The sequence below is a fragment of the Arthrobacter sp. 2RAF6 genome (assembly GCF_052115205.1).
Classification (GTDB): Bacteria; Actinomycetota; Actinomycetes; order Actinomycetales; family Micrococcaceae; genus Arthrobacter.
Map to the genome: position 1 here is coordinate 40,710 of NZ_JBFRGF010000002.1, position 25,777 is coordinate 66,486.

Below are 25,777 nucleotides of genomic sequence, written 5' to 3' on the forward strand. Positions count from 1 at the left end.
TGTGTCAAGGGGGCAAAATCACGAGGGACAGCGTTTCCTGCGGACCACCGGCCAACACGCCGCGATCGAAGCCGACACGCTGATTGACGGCGCCTACATCCTGCGCATCGGCGACGCCGAGCAATCCCACGTCAATCTCGCGGAACCCGCGGAAATCTTCTACGAGTACCTGCGCAGGATCGGCCATGTGGTGGATCTGCTCGCGCCAGGCGGGCAAGCCATCACTGCCCTTCATCTCGGCGCGGGGGCGTTGACCCTGGCCCGCTACATCGAGGCGACGAGGCCCGGTTCGGAACAGCACGCCGTCGAACTCGAACGTGAATTGCTCGACTTCGTGCTGCAGAAGTTGCCCATGCCGGACGGCACCCGCTTGGAGACGCATATCGGCGACGCACGCGAAACCCTCGCCGAGCTGCCCGCGGAACTCGGGTTCGACGTCGTGATCCTGGACATCTTCTCCGGTCCCGAGGCTCCGGCACATATTGCCTGCCAGGAATTCTATGAAGAGGCCGAGGCGCGGCTCCGGCCCGATGGGGTGCTCATCGTCAATGTCGGCGACGAGGCAGCCCTGACCCTGGTGCGCAGCCAAGTCGCCGCGATGCGTCGGGCGATGCCCGACGTTGCGGCCTTCGCCGAGGCCGGCATGTTCGCCGGCCGGTACCCGGGCAACATCATCCTGGTGGGGACGCGCCGGCCGTGGCCGGCCGATTGGACGGCGGAACTCCTCGCCCGGGGGCCGCACCCCGCGGCGGTGCTGAGCGGGGTGGAGTTGGACCGACTATCGGGCTAGCGCCGCCTATGGGGCTAGCGCCGCCTTTCGGGTTAGCGCCGGTTCCCCGGCCAGGGACCCGCTAGACGGGTTCGGCGAACCAGAGCTTGGTTTCGCCGTACTTCTTGTCGGCAAACCGTTCGAGGGTGTCCGGCCAGTCCGGTTCCGGGGACCGTGAGGAACGCTCGACGACGACCACCGCGCCTTCATCCAGGTGGAAGGCGAGCTTGGCGAGGACAGCCTTGAGGGAAGGCTCATCCAAAGGATAGGGCGGATCCAGGAACACCAGGTCCCAGAGGACGTCATCCGCCGCGCGTTCCAGGAAGGACTCCACTTTGGAACGATGGACGGAAACAATCCTGCGTCCCAGCACCTGGTTGGCCATGTCTGCGTTTCGCTGGCAGACCTCGGAGGCGCGCGCGTCGGATTCCACGAGTTCGGCCGAGCGCGCGCTCCGGCTGGCACTTTCGATGCCGAGCGACCCCGAACCCGCATAAAGATCCAGGACCCGGGCATCGTCGATGGCGTCGAGGGCCTCGAGCCGCGAGAACAAGGCCTCCTTGACGCGGTCCGTCGTGGGCCTGGTGGCGTTTCCGGGAACGCTGACCAGCGGATTGCCGCCGACCACGCCGGCAATGATCCGGCTCACCGGCCAACTCCGGGGGCGGCGCACACGGGCGTGCCAACAGGTGTGGATTCCTCAGCCGCGTTCAAGGAACGCCTCCTTTTCGGGGTTCAGATATTCGTCAATCGCGGCGGCCAGGGCCTGTTGGCCCTCCAGCCCGGGATCGTCCGCGACAAGCCGCTGGGCATCGGTGCGGGCGCGGGCGATCACGTCCTCATGTTCCAGCACCCGCAACAGCTTAAGGGTGGAACGCCCACCGGATTGCGAGGCGCCCAGGATATCGCCTTCGCGGCGCAGCTTGAGGTCTTCCTGGGAAAGTTCGAAGCCGTTGGTAGTGGACGCAACGGCATCGAGGCGCCTGCGGCTCGGATGGCCGGGCTCGAGCGTCGTGACCAGCAGGCACGTGCCTGGAAGACCGCCGCGGCCCACCCTCCCGCGCAACTGGTGGAGTTGCGAAATACCGAAGCGGTCAGCATCAAGGATCACCATCAGCGTGGCATTATGGACATCCACCCCCACCTCGATGACCGTGGTGGAGACCAGCAGCTGGGTCTGGTTGGCGGTGAATGAGGCCATGGTTTCGGACTTGAGGGCCGGATCCTGCCGTCCGTGGAGGGGCTCCACCCGCACGCCGCGGAGGGCCGGCTCCTGGCTGAGCGTTTCGACGACGGCGGTCACCGAAGCAAGCTCCCTCGCGGGGCCCTCCTCCGAAAGTTCGGCGTCGCTTGGTTCCGCTTCGCCCGGGCTGAAGTCGCCGTCGTCGTCGTCTCCGATCTTGGGACACACGACGTACACCTGGTGGCCGGCGTCGATCTCTTCCCGCGAGCGTTTCCAGATCCGGCCCGCCCAGCCCGGGTTTTCCGCGAGCCCGACGACGTGGGTGGAGATGGGTGCCCGGCCTGCCGGGAGTTCGTCCAGCACCGACGTTTCGAGGTCGCCGAAGACCGTCATGGCCACAGTGCGCGGAATCGGGGTGGCGGTCATCACGAGAAGGTGGGGCGGCCGGTTGGCTTTGGCACGCAGGGCGTCGCGCTGCTCCACCCCGAAGCGATGCTGCTCGTCCACCACGATCAGGCCGAGGTCCTGGAACGAGGTTTTGTCACTCAGCAGCGCGTGGGTGCCGATCACAATGCCGGCGTTGCCCGAGGCCGCGTCCAGCATCGCTTGCTTGCGGGCAGCCGTCGGCATGGACCCTGTCAGCAAGGTGACGTGGACCGACCCCGGGCCACTCCCGGGGTCGCTGTCCGACAATCCGGCCCCGCCTAGCATCCCGGCACCTCCGAACAAACCGTCGCGGGCCAACGGGCCCAGGGTCCTCCGGATGGAATCGAAATGCTGTGCCGCGAGGACCTCCGTGGGGGCAAGCAGAGCCGCCTGCCCGCCGGCATCCACCACTTGCAGCATGGCCCGCAAGGCCACGATCGTTTTTCCGGAACCAACTTCGCCCTGCAGCAGGCGGTTCATCGGCGAGTCCTGTGCCAGCTCGTGGGAAAGCGTCTTGCCGACCGCGGCCTGGCCGGCAGTCAGTGTGAACGGCAGCTGCCGGTCGAAGGCAGCAAGGAGGCCTCCGGGCACGGGCCGGCGAGCGGTGGCCTCTTCGGCAGCCAGCTGGGCCCGGCGCCGCGCCAGCGCAGTCTGCAGAACCAGTGCTTCCTGGTAGCGGAACCGGTCACGGGCACTCTGCCAGTCTGCCGCCGTTTCCGGCGAATGGATCAGCCGGTACGCTTCCCCCACCCCAAGGAATTTCTCCCGGGACGCGATTTCAGCAGGGAGCGGATCCTCGATGCCGTCCACATCGATGGTGTCCAGGAGCGTGGTGATGACCTTGTGGATGGACCAACTGGTGAGCTTAGCGGTGGCCGGGTACACGGGAATGGGCATAGCCGCCAGCTTTTCCGGATCGACGGAACCGGCCAATTCCGGGTCCTCGTCAAGCAGCATGAAGTCCGGATTGGTCATTCCCAAGGATCCACCGTAGCGGCTGACCTTGCCGGAAAACATCACACGGCGCCCCGGCTGAAGCTCGGCGCGGGCACGGAAGCCGTTGAAGAAACTGATTTTCAGGGTTCCGGGAATCTGCTCACCGCTGGCCTCGTCCGTGACCACGACGTCCGTCAACGATCCCCGCCTTGCACGCATTTGCCGGGTTGAATTGGACAGGACCCTGGCGATGAGGGTGGCCTCTTCATCCAATGGCAGGTTGCTGATGGGCGTCAGCTCCCCGCGGCTCAGGTAACGGCGGGGAAAGTAGTTCAGCAACTCCCCGACAGTGTCCAGGCCAAGGTGCTTCCCGATGACCGACGCGGAGCGTTTGCCGATCCTCCGCTCGAGGGAAAGGTGAAGCTCAGTATTCATGCCCGTGCTGGCCTGCCGGAAGGCCTGGGTCGCGCGGCATCGAGAGCTGGCTGACGGAGATGTCGGTGGGGTCGCCGAGTGAGCGGATGACGGCCACGGCAGGTTCGGCTTCCGGAACGTGGACATGCACGCGCCACCGGTAGCTGGCTTCCGCGGCGTCCTCGTCGTCATCGTCGTCCACGGCGTCATTCGGTCCAGACGGGCTGCCCGCCGGGCTCGCGCTGCCCACCTGGCTCATGATGACGGAGTCGCCGAGTTCGTCCAAGCGCTGACGGAGCGTGGCAGCGGCCAGCGGTGAAAGGTTGATGGTGCACATGACCTCGACGCCGTCGTCGTCAGGCATTCCCGCATGGATGTGCGGATCCTGCAGGTCGTAGCCGTGCAGCCCGTCCAGGAGCTCATCCTGGAGTTCCTCCCCGAGCACGGCCGAACGAAGGCAGTCCAGGATCAACAACATGCCCACCCCGCCCGCGTCCACCACATGGGCGGCGTGTAGCGGAGCAAGTTGGTCCTCGGTTCGCACTACTGCATCCAGCGCGGCATTGACGGCAGCATCAAGGGCCAGTCCCAGCGCCTGGTTGCTGTCATCGCCGTTGTGCGCGGTATCGCAATCTCCCGCTGCCCTGGCTGCGGCTTCGAGAACGGAAAGCATGGTGCCCGGTACCGGCTCGCTCAAGGCCGACCAAGCCCGGATCTGGGCCCGGTTGAGGGCGGCTGCCAGCAGGGGCGCACTGAGGCGCGCGTGCCCGGCCAGCGGCTCAGCCAATGCGCACAAGAAGACAGCGAAGAGTGTTCCGGAGTTACCCCGGGCCTGCTCCATGGCCGCCCGTCCTGCCGCGGCCAGAACGGAGCCGACGTCGTTTACCGGCTCGTCCGCGGCCGAACGATCGCCGGATGCTGCCGCGGCGGCGCGGACAGTGAGGTAGAGGTTGGTGCCGGTGTCGCCATCTGCCACCGGGAAGATGTTGATGGCGTTGAGACGGTCGCTGTGGTTCCCGAGCGTCGTCTCCGCTTTGCCCAGCCACCGCTTCATGGCGTGCGTATTGGCGGCAATCTTAGTCTGCAAAGTGATCCCATCCCACGGTGTCAGCGGGCATTCCCGCTATCCGGACGCCGCTGTGCTGTCCTTCGGCAACGGCCTGGATCGAGCCTATCGCAGTGAAGCCGGAAGGTATCTGAACATTTGCTGGAAATGTCGCCAGCAGGCCATGGTCTTCTCCGCCCGCCAGGATCCAGTCCATGGGATCAAGGCCAAGAATCGCCGAGGCAGCTTCCAAGGGAGCGGCGAGGGACTTGAGCGCGACGGGGTCGAGGTCGAGTGCGACGCTACTGGCTTCGGCGAGGCGGGCGCCGTCGCGCAAGAGACCGTCTGAGACGTCCATCATGGCCGTTGCTCCTGCCTTGGCACCCTGAGGTCCTGCGGCAAGAGGCGGCTGCGGACGGCACTGGCTGTCCATGAGTCCGCGCTGGGCAGCGCTCAGCTTGCCAACGGGTATGGTGCTTTCGAGCAGGGCCAGGCCGGCTGCGGCGCGTCCAACAGTTCCGGCAAGGGCCAGGATGTCTCCCGGACGGGCCCCGGAGCGCAAGACAGCTGGGAGCCCGTGCATTGTCCCGACGACGGCGACGGTCACCGCGATTTCGCGGCCACGGCCCAGGTCTCCCCCGGCAACTGAACAATCGGCAGCCCCCAAGCCGACGATGCCGGCCGTCAGGCCATCCGCGAAGTCCTCAACCCAATGCACCGGAGTGCCGGGCGGCATGGTCAAGCTGACGACAAGGGACACTGCGGTACCACCCATCGCGTTGATGTCGCTGAGATTCTGCGCGGCCGATTTCCAGCCGACGTCATACCCTGTGGTCCGGTATCCGTTGTTCCATTCCAGGCGGAAGTCCTGGTCCTGGGTCTGGGTGTCGATGGAAATAAGGGTCCGGCCATCCGGGGCGGCGACGACGGCGGCGTCGTCCCCCGGCCCGAGAAGCACGCTGCTGCTGTGGTTCAGGCGCGGAAAGATGCGCGCGAGGAGCTCTCCTTCGGAGAGCTCGCCGACAGTCTGTTGTTCTATGGACACAGCTCTACGCTATCGCGAACCGCCGACAACAAAGGGCTGTCCCTTGGCGCCGGGGGCTTGACGCAGCCGCGATAGGCTTGACCAATGCAACAAACGAAAGCCGCTGTGTTCGTCCGCGCCCTCTGTTCCTTGACAGCCGCGGCGGTTTCGGTCCTTGCCCTTGCAGCCTGCTCTCCCGTCGTCGACGTCAAGCCCGCGGCTGATGCCGCGAATGCTGCCTGTGCACCCATGATGGTGTCGCTCCCGGATACCATCGGAGACGCCGCCCTGCGGAAGACCAACAGCCAGGCCACGGCGGCATGGGGCGATCCGTCTGTGTTGATCCTGCGTTGCGGCGTCAACATACCCGGCCCCACCACGGACCGTTGCGTCACCGTCAACGACGTCGACTGGGTCATCAAGGAAGGCGACCCGGTGTGGACCCTGACCACGTACGGGCGCGAGCCCGCCACTGAAATCCTCATGGACCCGAACAAGATCAGCTCCGCCACGGTCCTTGCCGATCTGGCTCCCGCGGCGGCGAAAATCAAGGCCGTTCGCAAGTGCATCGGCCAGCCGGAGCTGCTGCAGAACCTGCCCACGAGCACCCCTGGCAAGTAGCAGGGCGGTTTATCAGCGCAGGCCGGTTATCAGCGCAGGCCGGTTTTCCGGTTGAGCGCCAGGTAGATGAGTTCGTCGATCAACTCGGCATAACCCAGCCCGGAAGCCGCCCACATTTGCGGATACATGCTCTTCGGGGTGAATCCGGGCATCGTGTTGATCTCGTTGATGATGAGTTCGCCGTCCGGAGTGTAGAAAAAGTCCACCCGGCTGAGACCTTCGGCACCCACAGCATCGAACGCAGCCGCAGCAAGCTCACGGACGCGGGCAATCGCCTCATCCGGAATATCGGCCGGGCAGCTAAGGGCTGCCGCGCCGTCCTCCACATATTTGGCGTTGAAGTCATAGAAATCGTGTTCGCCTGGAGCGACGGCGATTTCCCCCGGCATGGAGGTTCGCGGGGCCGCAGTACCACGTCCTTCGAGGACGGCGCACTCGATTTCGCGGCCAATAATTCCGGCCTCGATCACCAGCTTGAGGTCGTGGCGGCGCGCTTCTTCGATAGCGGCGTCCAAATCATCCATCGAATCCACTTTGGAGATTCCCATCGAGGAACCGGCGCGGGCGGGCTTCACGAAGACCGGAAAGCCGAGGCGGTCCACGCGTTTGCGCACGGCTTCGGCGTCGTTGATCCATTCACGGTCAGTGACGGCGACATACGGTCCCACAGTAAGTCCGGCGGCCTCGAAAACGACCTTCATGTAATGCTTGTCCATGCCGACGGCGGATGCGAGGACTCCGGCTCCCACGTAGCGGGTGTCGGACAGCTCCAAGAGACCCTGGATGGTGCCGTCTTCGCCCCAAGGGCCGTGCAGGAGCGGAAACACGACGTCCACGGAGCCCAGTTCCTCCGGCACCGCATTCGGGGCCGTGACGATCAATTGGTGGGCTCCGCCCACTTCAGCGAGGGTTACGGTCTTTCCCGAAGGCAAGACCTCGGGCAAGGCCGAGGCGCTCAGCGACCACTGGCTGATGTCAGCGGAGGGGATCACCCACTGCCCCGACTTGGCTATCCCGATGGGGACGACGTCGTACTTGCTCTTGTCGATAGCGCCCATGACGCCGGCCGCCGTCACACAGCTGACGGCGTGCTCGCTGGATCGGCCGCCAAAGAGTACGGCGACGCGAGGCCGCCGATTTTCGGCCGGCTTCGCGGACTCGGCAGTTCCGGCAGACTCAGCAGTTCCGGCAGACAGGGATTCTTCGGTCACAGTCAGTAATCGCCTTCGGACTTCAGGGAGCGGGCCAGGAGTCTGGGCCCAAGTTCATCAACGGATAGTTTGCCTTCGAGGACGGCAACCACGGCCGCGGTGATCGGCATGTCGACACCGAGTTTTCCGGCTAGTTCGTAGACAGCGTACCCGGATTTGATGCCTTCCGCCGTCTGCGTCATACGCTCGGTGACCTGATCCAGGGTCAAACCTTCGCCGAGCAACCGTCCCGCCGTGTGGTTCCGGGACAAGGGCGAAGAGCAGGTAGCCACGAGGTCCCCCAGCCCGGCAAGGCCTGCCATCGTGCGTGCCTCGCCACCCAGGGCAAGGGCCAGCCGGGACGTCTCTGCGAGCCCGCGCGTGATCACCGAGGCCTTGGTATTGTCGCCCATTTGCTTGCCTTCGCAGATACCGACGGCAAGGGCGATCACGTTTTTCACGATACCCCCGATTTCGACGCCGACCACGTCGTTGCTCGTGTAGGGGCGGAAGTACGGTGCGGTGCAGTAGAGCGCGAACGATGCAGCCGTAGCTTCGTCGCTGCAGGCCACCACGGAAGCCGTCGGTTCCTGGCGCGCGATCTCCATTGCCAGGTTGGGGCCCGAAACAACGGCGACCCGTTCCTGCGGAATGTCGAGTTCCTCGGAAATGACCTGGCTCATGCGGGAATCCGTACCGAGTTCAAGGCCCTTCATGAGGGAAACGACCACGGCGCCAGGGGCCACCAGTGGTCTCCATTTGCGCAGTTGAAGCCGAAGCGACTGCGCCGGCACGGCCAGAATGACGATTCCGGCGCCCGAAAGGACTTCGGCCACATCCGTTGAGGCGGTGATGGAATCGGGCAGCGCAATGTCCTTCAAGTACTGGGCATTACGGTGCTCCGCATTGATCTGGGCAACCACTTCGTCCCGCCGGCCCCAAATGCGGATAGTGCGCTCCGCACCGCTGGCAATTGCAGCATCCGCCAGGACCTTTGCGAACGTCGTACCCCAGGATCCCGCGCCAAGCACGGCGACAACACCCGTGTCGGCTATGAGTTCTTCCCCGGAGGTCACTTCTGTCCGTCCGTGCCATCGGTGCCCGGCGTTCCTTCAGTCGCTTGGAAGCGACCGTGCTTCGACTGGTTGTGGGCGGCAGGGTCCCAGCGTTCCTTGGGCGGTTCTTCCCCGCGCAAGGTAGCAAGAAGCTCCGTGATGGCACCCATGATGATGTCCGTAGCCTCAACCAGGGTTGCCCGGTCCAGTGGCCGGCCTTGGAAAGCGCTGAGATCCACGGGATCGCCTACCAGGATGCGGGAGGTCCTCCGCGGGAAGACGTGCAGGCGTTTGGCGTAGCGGGGGAACACCTCCTGGGCACCCCAATGGGCAATGGGAACCACGGGGGCGCCGGTCTGGATTGCCAGGCGCGCGGCCCCCGTGTGGCCCTTCATCGGCCACAAATCCGGATCGCGCGTCAAGGTGCCCTCCGGATAGATGATGATTGCACCGCCGGCATCCACCACTTCCTGGGCGGCTTGCAACGAGCGGTTCGCCCCCGTCGTCGAGCGCTCCACGGGAATCTGGTTCGTGGCCCGCAACAGGCTTCCCAGCACGGGGGCCTTGAAGAGGCCCGCTTTCGCGAGGAAATGCGGTGGACGTTTCATGTTGTAGAGCATGTGCCCCACCACAATGGGGTCGATCTCGGTGCAATGGTTCGGAGCGGCGATGAAGCCACCCGCGGGGAGCTTTTCGGTCCCCTCCCACTTCTTTGCCATGAGGATGTTCATGAGCGGACGAGCAATTCCCGCGAGAACAGCGAACATGGCCCGGCTCTTGGCCGATTCCTTCAAGGTGTCCCCCGTTACTTGGAGTCGGTGAGGTCGAAGTCGGCGCCCAGCCCGGCGAGCTTTTCGGTAAAGCGCTCGTAGCCACGGTTGATGATGTCGATCCCGGTCACCCTGGAGGTGCCGGTCGCGGCGAGCGCCGCAATAAGGTGGCTGAATCCGCCACGGAGGTCCGGAATGTCGATGTCGGTGCCCCTGAGCGGGGTGGGGCCTGAGACGACGGCGGAATGCAGGAAATTGCGCTGGCCGAAGCGGCACGGCACACTGCCGAGGCATTCGCGGTGGACCTGGATGGTTGCGCCCATGCGGGTCAGGGCGTCGGTGAAGCCGAAACGGTTTTCGTACACGGTTTCGTGCACAATCGATACGCCTTCAGCCTGGGTCAAGGCGACCACAAGCGGCTGTTGCCAATCGGTCATGAAGCCTGGGTGCACATCCGTTTCAAGGACGAGCGGGCTCAGCTTTCCGCCGGGGTGGTAGAAACGGATGCCGTTTTCGCGGATATCCATGCCGCCGCCCACCTTGCGGTAGGTGTTGAGGAAAGTCATCATGTCCCGCTGGGAAGCACCCTCCACGAAGATGTCTCCGCGGGTCACCAGCGCAGCGGAAGCCCACGACGCCGACTCATTGCGGTCTGCCAGTGCGCGGTGGTCGTAGCCACCCAAGTCACGAACACCTTCAATCCGGATGGTGCGATCGGTCTGGACGCTGATGATGGCACCCATCTTCTGCAGCACGGCGATGAGGTCGATGATTTCCGGTTCAGTGGCGGCACCGCTGAGTTCGGTGATGCCCTCGGCGCGCGTGGCACTCAGCAGGACTTGTTCCGTTGCTCCCACCGACGGGTACGGGAGTGAGATCTTGGCGCCGTGGAGTCCCTTGGGAGCGGAAATGTGGATGCCGCCCGGGCGCTTTTCGACGACGGCTCCAAACTGGCGGAGCACGTTCAAGTGGTAATCGATCGGCCGGTCGCCGATCTTGCAGCCGCCGAGATCGGGGATGAATGCTTCGCCGATGGCATGGATCAACGGACCGCACAGCAGGATCGGGATGCGGGAGTCCCCGGCATGGGCGTCGATCGCCGTACTGGAAGCCGTCTTCGCGTTCTTGGGATCCAGGGTGAGATCACCGGTGACGGGATCCTTCTGAACAGTCACGCCATGGAGCTGCAACAGGCTGGTGACTACTTCGACGTCCTTGATTTCCGGGACGTTCCGCAGCACCGAGGGTTCGTTGCCGAGGAGCGAAGCCACCATGGCCTTGGGAACAAGGTTCTTGGCACCTCTGACGGTGACGCGGCCGGTCAAAGGGACGCCGCCGCGGATTGTCAGAACACTACTCATCTATACCGGTTTCCTCACGAGTTGATGCCCCCACACTTACGAAGGCTCCAGCTAAGCATAAAAGCTGACGTTACCGATTCGAAATGGAGGGGCGTGGCGAAGTCGGGTTTGCTGGAGCCGGTGGTGACGCGAGCGCGCATCCCGCCAAACGCACCACGCACACGAAAAGGACCGGCGCACCCGTTCCTTCGGGTCCACCGGTCCTTTCAAGGTGCAGAAGCCAGGTTTCCGGCTACTGGATCCGCGCCGGCAGGGTTTTCGGCTTGAAGGAAGGCCTTGTGGCCTCGTAGGCCGTGATGTCTTCCTCGTGCTGGAGCGTCAGCCCGATGTCGTCCAGGCCCTCCAGCAGGCGCCAACGGGTGTAGTCATCGATCTCGAAGGGTGCCACGACGTTTCCGCACTCGACGGTCTTGGACACGAGGTCCACCTTGACTTCGGTGCCGGGCGCGTTTTCGAGCACTTTCCAGATGAGCTCGATGTCGTCCTGGGCAAGCTCGGCCGCCAGGAGCCCTTGCTTTCCCGAGTTGCCGCGGAAAATATCCGCGAACCGGGAGGAGAGTACGGCTTTGAACCCGTAGTCCTTCAGTGCCCAGACTGCGTGCTCGCGGGATGAACCGGTGCCGAAATCGGGTCCCGCCACAAGCACGGAGCCGGCGTTGAAGGGTTCCTGGTTCAGGATGAAGGACGGGTCCTTGCGCCATGCGGCGAACAGGGCGTCTTCGAAACCGGTACGGGTGATCCGCTTCAAGTAGACCGCTGGAATGATCTGGTCTGTGTCCACATTGCTCTGGCGCAGCGGGACACCGATGCCGGTGTGGGTGGTGAACTTTTCCATGGGGATCCTCCTAGGCGGCGTCGGTGGTGGTGGATACGGAAACCGAGGCGGGCTCCAGGTCCGAAGGCGAGCTCAGCGTCCCGCGTACTGCCGTGGCTGCAGCTACCACCGGCGAAACCAAGTGCGTGCGGCCGCCCTTGCCCTGGCGCCCCTCGAAGTTGCGGTTCGAGGTGGATGCGCAGCGCTCCCCCGGTTCCAGCTGGTCCGGATTCATGCCCAGGCACATGGAGCAGCCGGCAAAGCGCCATTCAGCGCCGAATTCCTTGAACACCTTGTCCAGGCCCTCTGCTTCGGCCTCAAGGCGGACGCGTGCCGAACCGGGGACCACGAGCATCCGGACCTTGGGGTCCTTTTCCCGCCCACGGATGACATCGGCGGCGGCGCGGAGGTCCTCGATGCGGGAGTTGGTGCAGGATCCGAGGAAGACCGTGTCCACCCGGATGTTCTTCATGGGCGTTCCGGCTTCGAGGCCCATGTACTGCAGCGCGCGCTCGGCCGCCAGCTTGGCGTTCTCGTCACCGAAGTCGCCGGGGAACGGCACGGCCTCGTTGAGCGAAATGCCCTGTCCCGGGTTGGTCCCCCAGGTCACGAACGGCTCCAAGGTATCGGCGTCGAGGTCCACCTCGACATCGAAAGTGGCGTCGTGGTCGGTGTGCAGCGTGTTCCAGTATTCGACGGCGGCATCCCACTCCTCGCCCTGCGGGGCGTGCGGGCGGCCGTACATGTAGTCGTAGGTCGTCTGGTCCGGAGCCACCAAACCGGCGCGGGCACCGGCTTCGATGGACATGTTGCAGATGGTCATGCGGGCATCCATGGAGAGCGCCCGGATGGCGGAGCCACGGTACTCCAGCACGTAGCCCTGGCCGCCGCCTGTGCCGATCTTGGCGATGACCGCCAGAATGATGTCCTTTGCCGAAACGCCCGGGCGCAGGGTGCCTTCAACGTTGATGGCCATGGTCTTGAATGGCTTGAGGGACAGCGTCTGGGTGGCCATGACATGTTCCACCTCGGAGGTGCCGATGCCCATGGCGAGCGCCCCAAAGGCGCCGTGGGTCGAGGTGTGGGAGTCGCCGCATACCACCGTCATCCCGGGCTGGGTGAGGCCCAGTTGCGGGCCGACAACGTGCACAATGCCTTGTTCGGCGTCGCCGAGCGAGTGCAGGCGGACTCCGAACTCCTTGCAGTTGTTGCGCAGGGTCTGGATCTGCGTGCGGCTGGTCAGATCGGCGATGGGCTTGTCGATGTCCAGCGTTGGCGTGTTGTGGTCTTCCGTCGCGATGGTGAGGTCGGGGCGGCGCAAGGGGCGTCCGGCCAGGCGCAAGCCCTCGAAGGCCTGCGGGGAGGTCACCTCATGCACGAGGTGCAGGTCGATGAACAGAAGATCGGGCTGGGCGTTGGCTCCTTCGCCTTCGCCCTTGCGCACCACGTGCGCATCCCAAACTTTCTCGGCCAGTGTTTTTCCCACGGCCTGCTCCCTTCACTGCGGTTGGCTTGACTACTTCCACTGAACATCAGCGATCCGAACTTCGCCAGCGAAACAACTTGCATCTCAGATATTGAGACGGCAATATCATTACATGGACAATTCTAGTGGAGTCGGCGTCATCGATAAAGCGGCCCAGGTGCTCGACGCGCTTGAGGCGGGGCCAACCACCTTGGCTCAACTTGTGGCAGCAACAGGCCTGGCCCGCCCCACCGTGCACCGGCTGGCGCTGGCGCTCGTCCACCACCGCCTAGTGAGCCGTGACATCCAAGGCCGCTTTGTCCTCGGCAGCCGCCTTGTCGAGCTTGCTTCGGCGGCCGGCGAAGACCGGCTCATCGCTTCTGCGGGCCCGGTCTTGATCCAGTTGCGCGACGCCACCGGAGAGAGCGCTCAAATCTTCCGGCGCCAGGGCGACTGGCGTGTCTGCGTTGCCTCGGCCGAGCGCCCCATCGGCCTGCGCGACACCATTCCCGTGGGCACGCAGCTTTCCATGAAGGCCGGCTCCGCCGCCCAGATCCTGCTGGCGTGGGAAGACCACGACCGCCTTCTGGACGGACTCCAGAACGCCCGGTTCACGCCGACCGTCCTGGCAGGAGTACGACGCCGGGGCTGGGCCCAGAGCCTCGGCGAACGTGAGCCTGGGGTCGCCTCAGTTTCCGCACCCGTGCGCGGTCCTTCCGGGCGGGTCATTGCTGCGGTGTCCATCTCGGGCCCTATCGAGCGCCTGACCCGCCAGCCCGGACGCCTCCACGCCGAAGTCGTCAGCAACGCCGCCCGGGTACTCACGGAAGCGCTGCGCAAAAACAACGACTAGGCGCTTCTCGTCTGTGCCCATCGGCGGCACTCCGGTTGTGGGCGCAGGTAGGGTAGGCGCATGAACAGCTTTGCCGTGTTCCTGCGCGGGATCAACGTTGGCGGGATCAACATCAAGATGGCCGACCTCAAAGCAGCCCTCAAGGCGTACCCTTTCACTGACGTCAGGACCCTGCTGGCCAGTGGCAACGTAGTGCTCCAGAGCGAGCTCGACGCGGCGGGGGTCAAGGAGCAGTGTGAAAAGTGCTTGAGGGAAGCATTCGGCTATGACGCCTGGGTGGTGGTCCTGACCGCGGAGCGGGTTGCGCAATTGGTGGAAGCCTGCCCTTATCCCGCCGACGACAAAACCACGCACAGCTACATCACCCTCGCCTCGGACGCGGCCATGTTGGACGAACTATTCGACGCCGGCACAGCCCTCGGCGCCCCGGTGCAGGGCGGTGTCGAGCAAGTCCGGCTCGGCCCCGAGGCCTCGGCTTGGCTCGCCCCGGCGGGAGGCACCTTGGACAGCCCCTTCAGCAAGCTCTCCGCAAAGGCCCGCTACAAGGCGAGCACGACTACCCGGAACCTGCGCACGCTCATCAAGGTCAGGGACGCCGCAGGGGCCCTTCAGAAAGAAGAATGATCGGGCGCCCGTATTCGAGGCAAAGAAAAGTCCCCCGGAACCTGTCGGTTCCGGGGGACTCATTTTGTGACCCCAGCGGGATTCGAACCCGCGTTACCGCCGTGAGAGGGCAGCGTACTAGGCCGCTATACGATGGGGCCTTGCACATTACAACTACAGCACTTTTCAACTACACACTTTGAATTACTGCACTTTTGAATACCGCTTCTTGCATTCAAGCTGAATGAGTATTTCATACATTCAACAGTGTTTCAAATCGACGAACCGCTTTGAAACTCCGAATTCCCGCACAACCATGCGAATTATTCAGAGCTGGGATACCAGGACTCGAACCTAGAATGACGGTACCAGAAACCGTAGTGTTGCCAATTACACCATATCCCATTGGCACTTTTAGGCCGGATTCGATGGCGTAAACCTTCGCTCCGTGCCCCTCAGCACGAGTAATTACTTTACCCGAGACTTTCGATGCGCACAAATCGAGCACGCAGGCCCCACCGGACCCGGCGTGGACCCTCGACGATCCGCCGATGTCGATACCGGCATGAAAAAACCCTTGCAATCGACAGGATCTTAGGTTTACTCTCGGTAAGTTACCAATCGGTAACCAATGCCACGCACTTGTTTCGTGGCGCAGCTGCAGGTCGAATCGCTTGTTAGCTGCGTCACATGGGGGGATCCCTGACAGCAGCGCCGCTGTCGGGAAGTCATCGAGAGGAATTGCCCATGACACCGAACCCTGCAATTGCCACCAGAACACGAAGCCGTGCCCAGATAATCGCCATTGCCGTACTCGCACTCCTGCTCATCGCGTTCCTCGGCTTCTACACCTTGGTCATCGGGAAGATCGCGGCAGGGTCGGCGCAGCTCAATGACGGCGCAGGTCAGGCTTCGGCCGGCGCCGGCCAGCTCAAGGACGGCGCGGCACGGCTCGCGGGCGGAGCCGCGGAAGCCGGGACAGGTGCGGCCAAGCTCGCGGACGGCGCATCAAAAGTCCAAAACGGAATCCAAGGCAAGCTGGCTCCGGGAGCCCAGCAGTTGAAGGATGGAGCCGACAAACTCGCTACAGGGGCCGTGAAAATCCAAAATGACGTCGACGCCAAGCTTGCGCCGGGAGTCTACAAGGTGGACGACGGCGCACAGAAGCTCGCGGCCGGTGCCGTGCAGCTTTCCGCGGCGCTGACCCCGACGCCGGGCGGCAACGCTGAAAACAATCTCGGCGACGGCGCGACTCAACTAAACAACGGCGCGAACCAGCTCAACAACGGAGCCGCCCAGCTCGACGCCGGCGCGGCCCAACTGGACGCGGGCGCTGCCCGGCTCGCGGCGGGCACGGATCAGCTCAAAGGTTTCCCCGGCGCCGGAGACGATCCCACCAAGGGGACAGGCTCCGCCGCATTGGCCCAAGGCCTCCAGCAACTCGCCGACGCCGCCAACGGCATCCAGGGCGTGGTGCCCCTGGCGACTCTGAGAGCGCAGATCAATGCGCTCAACGATGGCGCGCATCGCCTTGACGCCGGAGCCTCGCAATTGCGGGCCGGGGCGGGCCAGCTTTCGGCCGGAGCAGCGCAACTGCACGACGGCACCGGACGGCTCGCCGACGGCACCGGGAAGCTCGCGGCGGGGACCGGCAAGATGACGGCCGGTTTCGCCACTCTCGCCCAGAAGCTCAACAGCCAGGATCCAGCGTCCCCGGGCGTGGTTCTTGGAACCCAAATGCTCGCCGATGGAACCGCAAAGATCCGCGTGGGCATGGACGGCGTACCCGGCGACCCTGAGCATCCGGGTCTCCTCAAGGCGACGGCCAGCATGACGGACGGCACATCCCGCTTGGCTGCGGGCACGGACTCGTTGATGACGGGAATCAAGGGCAGCCCTGCTGATCCCGCCTCCCCCGGTCTCCTGGACGGTTCCACTGCGTTGGCGGCGGGCGCCTCCAAGTTGTCCGATGGAAATGCCAAGCTGGCCGCGGGCTCGGCCCAGTTGTCCACCGGCGCCGACAAACTCGCGGACGGAAATGCGCGAATCGCGGCGGGCACAGCGGAACTGCATCAAGGAGCTGCGGCGGTATCGCCGTCGAGCATGGCCGAAAAGTCGGACACCGGCACGGCGCTCGGACTGGTGGGCGTCCTGGGAGCGGGTTCGGTCGGAACGTTCGTCTTCCTGCGGAAGTTCCGGCTGGGCGCGTAGCCGCGGAAGCCTCAGGCGAGCAGTCGCGTCAAGGAGTCTATTTCCCGGCCGGAAAAGTCGGAGGCGAGCTCGCCGGTGCGGTTCAGCCAGATGCCCAGCAATCCGGCGGCCGTGGCGCCGTCGGCGTCGAGAAGGCGGTTGTCGCCCACAAAAAGGGTCTCGGCCGGGGTGGTGCCCAAGCGACGGACCCCTTCCAGGTAAATGGCGGGGTCCGGCTTGGGCACGCCTACGGTGTCCGTTCCAACAAGGACCGAGACCCGGGCGAGTCCCGCACTGTCGAGCTTGACGCGCTGGTAGTCATGGACGTTGTTGCTCACGGCACCATAGGGGATGCCCGCGGCATCCAGTGCATCGAGGACGGGCAGGACATCGCTGAAGGCCCTGACATAACTGGGCTGCAGGCGCGAGTAGTCATTGAGCCACGTGTGGGAGTCCTCTCCCCCGAGTTCCACGCCGAAATGCCCGAGGGCTGCGCGGCCGCGCAGGAGGCGCTGCTCGTTGAACGTCAATTCACCGGCGAGGTACCGGTCATAGAAATGCGTGGTTTCGTGGGTGAAGATCCGTCCGAACTTCTCCCACCCGGCCTGGTCCAGGCCGGGCAGGAGGTGTTCGCTCACGTCACGAAGGGCCGTGGTCATGGCGTACTCAAGGTCCACCAGGGTGTCGTCGATGTCGAACAGGACACCCCGGACCGTGCCGAATGACTCATGAAGTGCGTTGATCACGGAGTGCCTGACTAGCCGCGAAATGCGCGCAAGCGGGTGAGCGAGGAATCCTTGCCCAGGATGACCATAGATTCGAACAGCGGCGGCGAGATCCGGCGGCCGGAGATTGCCGTGCGCACTGGGCCGAACGCGAGGCGCGGCTTGATGCCGAGATCCTCCACCAGGGCCTGCTTGAGCGCTGTCTGGATGCCTTCAGCTGTCCAGTCCGCGAGGGGCTCCAAGGCCGCCAACGCAGCGTCCAGCACCTCGCTCAGGTTCTCCGGCAGACCCTTGCGGGCGTCGTCGGCGACGTCGATTGCTTCGTCGTTCTTGAACAGGAAGGCGAGCATCTCGGGAGCCTCGCCCAGCAGGGTGATCCGTTCCTGGACCAGCGGTGCGGCCTCGGCAAGGATCTCTTCCTGGCGCGAAGTCAGGATCTCCCCCACGAAGCCTGCGGCACGCAGGTACGGCACGAGCCGCTGACGGAAATCTTCCGGAGTGAGCATCCGCACGTGCGTTCCGTTGATGGCTTCGGCCTTCTTGATATCGAAGCGTGCGGGGTTGCCCAGGACGTGGTGGATGTCGAAGTTGGCCACGAGCTGCTCTACCGTGAAGATGTCCTCGTCGGCGCTCAGGGACCAGCCCAGGAGGGACAGGTAGTTGAGCAATCCTTCGCGAATGAAGCCGCGTTCACGGTGCAGGAACAGGCTGGATTCCGGATCGCGCTTGGAGAGCTTCTTGTTGCCCTGGCCCATGACGTAGGGAAGGTGGCCGAACTCGGGCATGTACTCAGCCACGCCGATGGCGTAGAGGGCACGGTACAGGGCGATCTGCCGCGGAGTCGAGCTGAGCAGGTCTTCGCCGCGGAGGACGTGCGTGATGCCCATGAGTGCGTCATCAACCGGGTTCACCAGCGTGTACAGCGGGGCTCCGTTGGCACGAACCACGGCGAAGTCGGGCACGGAGCCCGCCTTGAACGTGATCTCCCCGCGCACAAGGTCGTTGAAGGTCAGGTCTTCGTCCGGCATGCGCAGGCGCAACACGGCATTGCGGCCCTCGGCCTTGTACTGGGCGAGCTGCTCCTCGGTAACGTGGCGGTCAAAGCCGTCGTAACCGAGCTTCGGATCGCGGCCGGCGGCGCGGTGCCGAGCTTCAATCTCCTCGGGAGTGGAGTACGACTCATAGATGTGACCGCCGGCCTTGAGCTTGGCGATGACGTCCTGGTACATGTCGCTGCGCTGCGACTGGCGATACGGTTCGTGCGGCCCGCCAACCTCGACGCCCTCGTCCCAGTCGATGCCGAGCCACTTCAAAGCGTCAAGCAGTTGGTGGTAGCTTTCCTCGCTGTCGCGGGCCGAGTCGGTGTCCTCGATCCGGAAAATCAGTTTGCCACCGGTGTGCCGCGCGTAGGCCCAGTTGAAGAGGGCCGTACGGATCAACCCGACGTGCGGAGTTCCCGTGGGTGAGGGGCAGAACCGGACGCGGACCGGGGTTTCGGCGTTCACGGCAGGAATGGCGGCAGAGTTCGACGCAGCAACAGTAGTCATAATGGTTCCAACTTTACCCCGTGCCGCCGGGCGGAAAGCCCAGTGCCACTTGGCAGAAAGCCACTCTCGGGCGGGCCGCCAAACCTCTATCGGCGGACTACCGGGTTGGACAAGCGGCCGATGCCTTCGATCTCGATCTCGTAGCGGTCGCCCTCCTGGACCAGGCCGACGCCGGCAGGAGTCCCGGTCATGATGACATCACCCGGAAGGAGGGTGAAAGCCTGCGAAACGATCGACACCAGCTCCCGCACGCTGCGGATCATCTGGTTCGTGCTGCCGTCCTGGCGGAGTTCACCGTTGAGCCAGCCCTTGATGGCGAGGTCCTCGGGGTCGAGTTCGGTCTCGATCCACGGGCCGAGCGGCGCGGAGGTGTCAAATCCCTTGGCACGTGCCCATTGCAGGTCTGTCTTCTGGACGTCGCGGGCCGTGAGGTCGTTGCCGCAGGTGTAGCCGAAAATGACATCGTCCACCCGGTCTTCGGGCACATCCTTGCAAATGCGGCCAATGACAACGCAGAGTTCGGCCTCAAAGGATATTTCCTCCGAGAACTCAGGCAACACGATGGGATCGTTGGGGCCAACGACGGCGGTGTTCGGCTTCAAGAACAGCAGGGGGTGCTGCGGGACCTCATTGCCGAGTTCTCGGGCATGCTCGGCAAAGTTCCGTCCGACGCCGATGACCTTGCTGCGCGGAATGATCGGTGCCAGCAGGCGCACGTCTTCCAGCTTGTGGCGGACCGAGGTCCGCTCGACGCCGTTGAAGAAGGGGTCGCCATGGATGACAGTGATGACTTCACTGCCGGGCTCACCTTCGACGACGCCGTAGACGGGATCAGAATCAACAACAAACCGGGCGATACGCATGGGTTCTAGCGTACCGTCCGCAGGTGGCCACTATGCGCGCTGTGGGAGGTGTCCGCTAGCCGCGCAGATAGTCCAATTGCGCCGCCACCGAAGTTTCAGCCGCCCACCGCACGGAAGGATCGACGTCGGGATACACCGCATCGGTGACGGCCTGGACCTCGGCTTGGGTCCCGAGCCGCGCGAGGACTTCGCGGATCTGGTCCAGCCGCATCTCCCTGTGGGCCCGGTACTCGCGGCACACGGCGTCGACAGCCGGCAGCACTGGTCCGTGCGCGGGCAAGAGCGTTGCCGGACCAAGGCTTTCGAGTGTGTCGAGGCTGGAAAGGTAGTCCCCCAATCTTCCGTCGGGATAGTCCAGGACGGTCGTTCCGCGTCCGAGGATGGTATCGCCCGTCAGCACAGAGCCATGCGTTCCGTCGCCCGGAAGGTGGAAGCAGACCGAATCCGACGTGTGGCCCGGCGTGGCAAGCACCCGGATCTCAACGCCTGCAGCCTCGATGACCTCGCCACCGCGCAACGGTTCGCCCCCGTGGCAGTGCGCAGGATCCGCCGCGCGGACGGGCGCGCCGGTGAGTTCGTGGAAGCGGGCAGAGGCTTCCGTATGGTCCTTGTGGCGATGGGTGATGAGAACGAGCTCCATAGTTCCTGTGGCGGCCAAGGCCGCGAGATGCGGTTCGTCAAGCGGCCCGGGATCGACGACGACGACTCCGGCAGCTTCCGGCGCGGCAATGACGTACGAGTTGGTGCCGTCGAGGCTCATCGGACCCGGATTTGGCGCGAGCCGCGAACGGGTGAGCAGGCTGCTGTTCTGGAAAGAGGCGTCATTGACCGGATTCACTTCTCCATCTTGGCACACGCCCATGCGCCGGACCCGGCAACGGGAAGCCCGGTTCCAAGAGGCAGGAGGCAAGAAGCAGGCACGGCACACGACGTAGCATGGTGCCAAAGCACTGGGACGGATACATCTGGACAGTTGCGGAGGAGGAGTCGAGGTGTTGCGGAGTCGAACCCGACGAAGACAACCTCTGCGGACGACGACGGCGATCGCCACGGTCTGCTTTTCCGTCCTCGCACTCCTCAGCGCCTGTTCCTCCGATACTGGACCCCGGTCCGCCGCGGCCCAGGCCCAACCCACCGTGGTGATCATCGGAGACTCCCTCAGCACGGGTCACGGCACCTCCCCTGCCGAGGCATGGCCCAATCTGGTGGAGAACGATCCCGGGTTTCAACAGTTCCAAGCGACCATCGTCAATGCCGCGCATGATGGCAGCGGCTATGTCAGCGTCGGCGAGAACGGATCGACCTTCGGTTCCCAAGTGGACACGGCGGTAACCGACAAGACCCGCTTGGTGTTGTTCTTTGGTTCAGAAAATGACATGGGCACCGGCCCCGGAGAAACCGAGGCTGCGGCCGCCCGGGCGTTCGCCTCAGTCAAGTCCCGCGCTCCCCGAGCCGACATCCTGGTGGTCGGGCCGCCGTCGTACACGAGCACGCCCGAAGCGGAAAGGCTCGACATCCGCGACCAGGACAAAGCGGCTGCCCTGAAAGCCGGCGCCGAGTTCGTTGATCCGATCGACCTCGGCTGGATCATGGACGATGCCGCGGACCTCATTGGTCCCGACGGCGATCACCCGTCCGCCGCGGGCCAGCACTATCTGCAGGCCACGATGGAAGCTCTCATCGGAGCGCGGATCCAGCAAGCCAGCCCCGGTAACACCCCGCTCGCTGGTTAAACGGCGACGGCGACCCGCCCACCAAAGTGGGAGGCCGCCGTCGGACACTCTCAAAGAAGGGCCCACGCCGGCGAGGGACCCGAGCCGAGCTTGCGAGGCTTGGGAGCCGGTGGGGACTTAGGCCAGGCGGGTGAGCCAGCCGTGCTTGTCCTCGACCGTTCCGGTCTGGATACCGAGCAACTGCTCGCGGATGGCCATGGTGGTTTCGCCTGCCTTGGCGTCCTCGGAGCCGATGAACTCGGTCTTGTCCTTGAGCACGCCGATCGGGGTGATGACGGCCGCGGTTCCGCAAGCGAAGACCTCGGCGATTTCGCCGGAAGCCACGCCATCACGCCATTCCGCGAGCGTGATCTTGCGCTCGGAAACCTCGCGGCCCATGTCCTTCGCCACCTGGATGACGGAAGAACGGGTCACGCCTTCAAGGATGGTTCCGGTGAGTGCCGGTGTGGCGAGTGAGCCGTCCTTCATGACGAAGAAGACGTTCATGCCCCCGAGTTCCTCGACGGCGTCGTCGTTGAAGTGGTCCAGGAAGAGGACCTGCTTGCAGCCGTTCTCCTCGGCTTCCATCTGGGCAATCAGGGATGCGGCGTAGTTTCCACCGCACTTGGCTGCACCGGTTCCGCCACGGCCGGCGCGCGCGTACTCACGGGAGATCCAGATGGATACCGGCTTGAGTTCGCCGCCGAAGTAGTTGCCGGCCGGAGAGGCGATGACCCGGAAGGAGACCTCGCGGGCGGCGCGGACACCTAGGAATGCCTCAGTGGCGATCATGAACGGGCGCAAGTACAAGGCTTCGCCGTCGCCGGACGGAACCCATTCCTTGTCCGCCTGCACGAGTTCGCGGATGGCGCCGAGGAAGTATTCCTCGGGCAGTTCCGGGAGGGCCAGGCGGCGGGCCGACTTGTTCAGGCGCGCGGCGTTGGCCTCGGGACGGAACGTCCACACTGAGCCGTCAGCGTGGCGGTATGCCTTGAGGCCTTCGAAGATCTCCTGGCCGTAGTGCAGCACTGCAGCCGAAGGATCCAGTGAAATCGGTCCGTAGGCCTCGACGCGGGCACTGTGCCAGCCGCCCTTGCCCTCTGCGTCGACGCTGTAGTCGACAATGACGGTGTTGTCGGTGAAGTAGTCGCCAAATCCCGGGTTTGCCAGGATAGCTGCACGCTCCTCAGCAGACTTCGGGGTCTCCGAGAGCTGCTGGCTGAATTCGACGCCGTGGGCAGTCTGAGTCATGTTTCCTCCAGTCGGCTACCAGGCAGAGCGAACCATCTCTTGGAGGATATGGTTCAGCGACGGACCACGGCAGCAGGTAAATAATTCAAGTAAAGCTTACGCCCGGGCACAGACCCTCAAGTGCCAGTGCAGGCCCTAAAGTGCGGCCGCAATAGCGTCGCCGATGGCCGCGGTGCTGCGGCCATCGCCATTGCGGCTTTCGATGTCGGCGACGACGGCGGCTTCGACCCTGCGGGCAGCGGTCGTGTAGCCGAGGTGGTCCAGCAACAAGGCCGCGGACAGGATGGCCGCGGTGGGATCCGCTTTTTGCTGTCCGGCGATATCCGGGGCGGAGCCGTGGACGGGTTCGAACATGGAGGGCGCGGTGCGGTCCATGTTGATGTTGCCTGAGGCTGCCAGTCCGATGCCTCCGGTGATGGCCGCGGCAAGGTCGGTGATGATGTCTCCGAAGAGGTTGTCGGTGACGATCACGTCGAACCGGGAGGGGTCGGTCACCATGAAGATCGTCGCGGCGTCGATGTGCAGGTAGTCGTGGGTGACCTCGGGGAATTCCTTGGCCACGGCCTCGACGGTGCGCTTCCACAAGTGGCCCGCGAAGACGAGGACGTTGTGCTTGTGGACGAGGGTCACGTGCTTGCGGGGCCGCTCGCTGGCGCGGCGGAAGGCGTCCCGGACGACGCGCTCGACGCCGTGGGCCGTGTTGAGCGACACTTCGGTGGCAACCTCATGGGGCGTCCCTCCGCGCAGCGTACCGCCGTTGCCGACGTACGGACCCTCGGTACCTTCTCGAACCACGATGAAATCGATGATTCCGGGATTGGCCAGCGGGCTGCCCACCGTGCCATAGAGCCGCGAGGGGCGCAGGTTCACAAAGTGGTCCAGGCTGAAGCGGAGCTTGAGCAGCATCTCGCGTTCAATGATGCCGGAAGGAATGCGGGTGTCCCCCGGGGCGGCGCCGACAGCGCCGAACAGGATGGCATCGCGGGTACGCAGATCGGCCAGGACCTCGTCCGGGAGGGTCTCGCCGGTTTCAAGCCAGTGCTGGGCTCCAAGCTTGTATTCGGTCTGCTCCAAGGTGACGCCTTCTTCGGCGACGACCTTTTCCAGGACCTTGAGGGCTTCGGCAATGACTTCGGGGCCAATGCCGTCGCCGGGAATGACAGCCAGGTTGATCGTTGCGGAGGGATGCGTTGCGCTCATGTTTTCAGACTGCCAATGCATCCACATGTTGGTCAAAATCGTCTCACCATTCGGAATCCATTCAGTTTTCCTCAACGGCCGGGAACAGGTGAAGCAACCACCGCGACATTCTTGCCCCAGAGATCCTGCGTGTAGCAGCTGATCAGGACCAGGCGGTTGGGCACCGCCGTCCAGATGGGACTGTCCTTCAAGGTCGATTTTGTGTATGTCGTGACGGATTCGACTTTGTATGTCATCGCTCCGGTTGCCGTGACCACTTTGAGCTCATCCCCGGGGGCTGCTGCCGTGCTGAGATGGTTGAACGGCGCATCGAGACCTTCCCAACTGTGCCCGATGACGTAGGTGGTATTCGTTGATCCCGCCCCGGGGGTTCCGAACGTACTGAGCCAATATCCGTCCATCGTCTCTGGCGGCTCAATGCTCTGCCCGCCAGCGGGGTCCGGTCGCAGCGGGTGAACCACCACATTGAGGCCAACCGCCGGGTATGTAATCTGCAATGGGGCCGAAGCCGCAGGTAGAGGCGTTCCCGCCCCAGTGGCCGGAGCGCCCACCGCCGCACGGTTCGCCTCTGGCTTGTTCACAGGAGCCGGCGACGAAAGCGCCCGTTGCCCTGCGACGGAATCGGGCGCAGAACCCTGGGGCGAAGGCAACGGGACGGCCGGGGCGATCACGAGGGACGTCCCTGCCGTCTGCCCCGCGCCGAATGCGGCCGGGTTCGCGGGACCGGATACGCCATAGACCAGCCAGGACGCAAGCAGCCCCCCGACGCAGATCGCCAACACGAAAAGATCCCTGGAACTGACCAGCTGGCCGCGGATCCCCACCGCGCGAGACTGCCGCGTGTAGCGGTGACTGGCCATGATCACTCCTCGGGATGGTGGAGCAGGTGGTTGGGTGCCGCACATCGTATTGCGGCACCCACCGGGGTTTGCCTAGCGGGCGGCCTTCCGTACCCGCACACCGCTCCTCACGATTACGAACGCGGCCACTGCGCCGAAGAGACCAGTCAGGCCGGCAAGCCAACCGGGGATACCTGCGTCCGCCTTCCCGCCAACGGCCGTCTGGACGTTGTAGCCCACGTTGGTTACCGGGGCGGCTGCGGCCCCTGCACCTGCCGCGGCCGGAGCGATGGCTGCAGGCACGGGGGCTGCCGGCACAGCGACGGGTGGAACCACAGGCGTGACGACCGGTGGGGCCACGGGCCCTGCCTGCTCCACCGGCGGGCTGACCACCGGATCCACCGGCGGGCTCGTCACCGGCGGGCTGACCACCGGGTCCGTCGGCGGGGTGACCACCGGATCCACCGGCGGGCTCGTCACCGGCGGGCTGACCACCGGATCCACCGGCGGGCTCGTCACCGGCGGGCTGACCACCGGGTCCGTCACCGGCGGGCTGACCACCGGATCCACCGGCGGGCTCGTCACGACGCAACCGGCGTTAAGGATGGCGATGTTTTCCGGGGTCAGGTTTTGACCGTTGGGCATAAAGTCGCCCGCGTTTACGGGAACGATGTCGGCAGTGTCTGCGACATGCCCGGACAGCGCCGTCAGGCTGATGGTGACTGCTACGTAAGGATGCGACGCCGAATGGGTGGCGTGGCAGATGGTGATCTTGTCTGAGGGTGCAGCGTTCGCCGACACTGTGGCACCCAGCAATCCCAGGCCCACAACCCCCATGGTGGCAATAGTTCGTCTCATTTCGGTCCTCCAACCACATCAGGTTCGAGCTGACCAGACTTTGCGGAGTAACCGTCTTCGAGA

The 25,777-nt window shown here is 64.5% G+C and carries 24 protein-coding genes and 2 tRNA genes; 6 read left to right on the forward strand and 20 right to left on the reverse strand.

The window, feature by feature from the left end; genetic code table 11:
- The first annotated feature begins 1 nt into the window (after position 1).
- Positions 2-790: a spermidine synthase gene (locus AB4Z38_RS01665; protein WP_441428101.1), complete on the forward strand. Its 789-nt coding sequence runs from the start codon at positions 2-4 to the stop codon at positions 788-790.
- A 61-nt stretch (positions 791-851) separates the two neighbouring features.
- Here AB4Z38_RS01665 and rsmD read toward each other — a convergent pair whose 3' ends face one another.
- Genes rsmD through thiL form a run of 4 tightly spaced genes read right to left on the reverse strand, consistent with a single transcriptional unit; the run spans position 852 to position 5,818 of the window.
- Positions 852-1,418: a 16S rRNA (guanine(966)-N(2))-methyltransferase RsmD gene (rsmD, locus tag AB4Z38_RS01670; protein WP_441428102.1), complete on the reverse strand. Its 567-nt coding sequence runs from the start codon at positions 1,416-1,418 to the stop codon at positions 852-854.
- Positions 1,419-1,469: 51 nt separating this feature from the next.
- Positions 1,470-3,749 carry an ATP-dependent DNA helicase RecG gene (locus AB4Z38_RS01675; protein WP_441428103.1) on the reverse strand — a complete coding sequence of 760 codons (2,280 nt, stop codon included), beginning with the start codon at positions 3,747-3,749 and terminating at the stop codon, positions 1,470-1,472.
- Complete coding sequence (locus AB4Z38_RS01680) at positions 3,739-4,782, reverse strand: DAK2 domain-containing protein (RefSeq protein ID WP_441428258.1); 1,044 nt, start codon at positions 4,780-4,782, stop codon at positions 3,739-3,741. The genes AB4Z38_RS01675 and AB4Z38_RS01680 overlap by 11 nt, the downstream gene beginning before the upstream one ends.
- Before the next feature lie 22 nt (positions 4,783-4,804).
- Complete coding sequence (thiL, locus tag AB4Z38_RS01685; protein WP_441428104.1) at positions 4,805-5,818, reverse strand: thiamine-phosphate kinase; 1,014 nt, start codon at positions 5,816-5,818, stop codon at positions 4,805-4,807.
- Between the two features lie 84 nt (positions 5,819-5,902).
- Between thiL and AB4Z38_RS01690 the strand changes: the two genes are divergently transcribed.
- Positions 5,903-6,418 carry a DUF3515 family protein gene (locus AB4Z38_RS01690; RefSeq protein WP_441428105.1) on the forward strand — a complete coding sequence of 172 codons (516 nt, stop codon included), beginning with the start codon at positions 5,903-5,905 and terminating at the stop codon, positions 6,416-6,418.
- Between the two features lie 29 nt (positions 6,419-6,447).
- On the opposite strand, the gene AB4Z38_RS01695 is transcribed toward AB4Z38_RS01690, so the two are convergent.
- The 6 genes from AB4Z38_RS01695 to leuC all read right to left on the reverse strand — a co-directional run bounded on the left by AB4Z38_RS01695 (position 6,448) and on the right by leuC (position 13,094).
- Entirely contained in the window at positions 6,448-7,614 is a 1,167-nt protein-coding gene (locus AB4Z38_RS01695; RefSeq protein ID WP_441428259.1) for a D-alanine--D-alanine ligase family protein, read from the reverse strand.
- A gap of 17 nt (positions 7,615-7,631) precedes the next feature.
- Entirely contained in the window at positions 7,632-8,684 is a 1,053-nt protein-coding gene (locus AB4Z38_RS01700) for an NAD(P)H-dependent glycerol-3-phosphate dehydrogenase (RefSeq protein WP_441428106.1), read from the reverse strand.
- Positions 8,681-9,457: a lysophospholipid acyltransferase family protein gene (locus tag AB4Z38_RS01705; RefSeq protein WP_441428107.1), complete on the reverse strand. Its 777-nt coding sequence runs from the start codon at positions 9,455-9,457 to the stop codon at positions 8,681-8,683. Before AB4Z38_RS01705 ends, AB4Z38_RS01700 begins: the two co-directional genes overlap by 4 nt.
- Before the next feature lie 11 nt (positions 9,458-9,468).
- Entirely contained in the window at positions 9,469-10,794 is a 1,326-nt protein-coding gene (murA, locus tag AB4Z38_RS01710) for a UDP-N-acetylglucosamine 1-carboxyvinyltransferase (protein ID WP_441428108.1), read from the reverse strand.
- Between the two features lie 232 nt (positions 10,795-11,026).
- Positions 11,027-11,629 (reverse strand): 3-isopropylmalate dehydratase small subunit, encoded by a 603-nt coding sequence (leuD, locus tag AB4Z38_RS01715; protein WP_441428109.1) that lies wholly within the window; start codon positions 11,627-11,629, stop codon positions 11,027-11,029.
- A gap of 10 nt (positions 11,630-11,639) precedes the next feature.
- A complete protein-coding gene (leuC, locus tag AB4Z38_RS01720; protein ID WP_441428110.1) occupies positions 11,640-13,094 on the reverse strand; it encodes a 3-isopropylmalate dehydratase large subunit in 1,455 nt (484 codons plus the stop codon).
- Positions 13,095-13,206: 112 nt separating this feature from the next.
- On the opposite strand from leuC, the gene AB4Z38_RS01725 reads away from it, so the two are divergent.
- Both AB4Z38_RS01725 and AB4Z38_RS01730 read left to right on the forward strand, forming a co-directional pair.
- Positions 13,207-13,926, forward strand: a complete 720-nt coding sequence (locus AB4Z38_RS01725) for an IclR family transcriptional regulator (RefSeq protein ID WP_441428111.1) — start codon at positions 13,207-13,209, stop codon at positions 13,924-13,926.
- Positions 13,927-13,986: 60 nt separating this feature from the next.
- Positions 13,987-14,550 (forward strand): DUF1697 domain-containing protein, encoded by a 564-nt coding sequence (locus AB4Z38_RS01730; RefSeq protein WP_441428112.1) that lies wholly within the window; start codon positions 13,987-13,989, stop codon positions 14,548-14,550.
- 67 nt (positions 14,551-14,617) lie between these two features.
- Here AB4Z38_RS01730 and AB4Z38_RS01735 read toward each other — a convergent pair.
- Positions 14,618-14,690: transfer RNA gene (locus AB4Z38_RS01735), tRNA-Glu, on the reverse strand.
- 172 nt (positions 14,691-14,862) lie between these two features.
- A tRNA-Gln gene (locus tag AB4Z38_RS01740) sits at positions 14,863-14,934 on the reverse strand.
- Positions 14,935-15,276: 342 nt separating this feature from the next.
- On the opposite strand from AB4Z38_RS01740, the gene AB4Z38_RS01745 reads away from it, so the two are divergent.
- Entirely contained in the window at positions 15,277-16,740 is a 1,464-nt protein-coding gene (locus tag AB4Z38_RS01745) for a hypothetical protein (protein ID WP_441428113.1), read from the forward strand.
- A gap of 11 nt (positions 16,741-16,751) precedes the next feature.
- On the opposite strand, the gene AB4Z38_RS01750 is transcribed toward AB4Z38_RS01745, so the two are convergent.
- The 4 genes from AB4Z38_RS01750 to AB4Z38_RS01765 form a co-directional block, all read right to left on the reverse strand.
- The gene (locus AB4Z38_RS01750) at positions 16,752-17,465 is read right to left on the reverse strand and encodes an HAD family hydrolase (RefSeq protein WP_253257138.1); all 714 of its coding nucleotides are present in this window, start codon (positions 17,463-17,465) and stop codon (positions 16,752-16,754) included.
- 11 nt (positions 17,466-17,476) lie between these two features.
- A complete protein-coding gene (gene gltX, locus AB4Z38_RS01755) occupies positions 17,477-18,991 on the reverse strand; it encodes a glutamate--tRNA ligase (RefSeq protein ID WP_441428114.1) in 1,515 nt (504 codons plus the stop codon).
- A gap of 86 nt (positions 18,992-19,077) precedes the next feature.
- Positions 19,078-19,854 (reverse strand): fumarylacetoacetate hydrolase family protein, encoded by a 777-nt coding sequence (locus AB4Z38_RS01760; protein ID WP_441428115.1) that lies wholly within the window; start codon positions 19,852-19,854, stop codon positions 19,078-19,080.
- A 55-nt stretch (positions 19,855-19,909) separates the two neighbouring features.
- A complete protein-coding gene (locus AB4Z38_RS01765; RefSeq protein WP_441428116.1) occupies positions 19,910-20,692 on the reverse strand; it encodes an MBL fold metallo-hydrolase in 783 nt (260 codons plus the stop codon).
- A 154-nt stretch (positions 20,693-20,846) separates the two neighbouring features.
- Here AB4Z38_RS01765 and AB4Z38_RS01770 point away from each other — a divergent pair, with 154 nt between their 5' ends.
- On the forward strand, positions 20,847-21,587 hold the full coding sequence (locus AB4Z38_RS01770) for an SGNH/GDSL hydrolase family protein (RefSeq protein WP_441428117.1): 741 nt from the start codon (positions 20,847-20,849) through the stop codon (positions 21,585-21,587).
- Positions 21,588-21,704: 117 nt separating this feature from the next.
- Here the strand turns inward: AB4Z38_RS01770 and AB4Z38_RS01775 are convergent, their stop codons facing one another.
- The 4 genes from AB4Z38_RS01775 to AB4Z38_RS01790 form a co-directional block, all read right to left on the reverse strand.
- The gene (locus AB4Z38_RS01775; protein WP_441428118.1) at positions 21,705-22,817 is read right to left on the reverse strand and encodes a branched-chain amino acid aminotransferase; all 1,113 of its coding nucleotides are present in this window, start codon (positions 22,815-22,817) and stop codon (positions 21,705-21,707) included.
- A gap of 135 nt (positions 22,818-22,952) precedes the next feature.
- Positions 22,953-24,017: a 3-isopropylmalate dehydrogenase gene (locus AB4Z38_RS01780; RefSeq protein WP_441428119.1), complete on the reverse strand. Its 1,065-nt coding sequence runs from the start codon at positions 24,015-24,017 to the stop codon at positions 22,953-22,955.
- Positions 24,018-24,088: 71 nt separating this feature from the next.
- Positions 24,089-24,877 carry a class F sortase gene (locus AB4Z38_RS01785; protein WP_441428120.1) on the reverse strand — a complete coding sequence of 263 codons (789 nt, stop codon included), beginning with the start codon at positions 24,875-24,877 and terminating at the stop codon, positions 24,089-24,091.
- Positions 24,878-24,949: 72 nt separating this feature from the next.
- Entirely contained in the window at positions 24,950-25,714 is a 765-nt protein-coding gene (locus AB4Z38_RS01790) for a hypothetical protein (RefSeq protein ID WP_441428121.1), read from the reverse strand.
- Between the last annotated feature and the right edge of the window lie 63 nt (positions 25,715-25,777).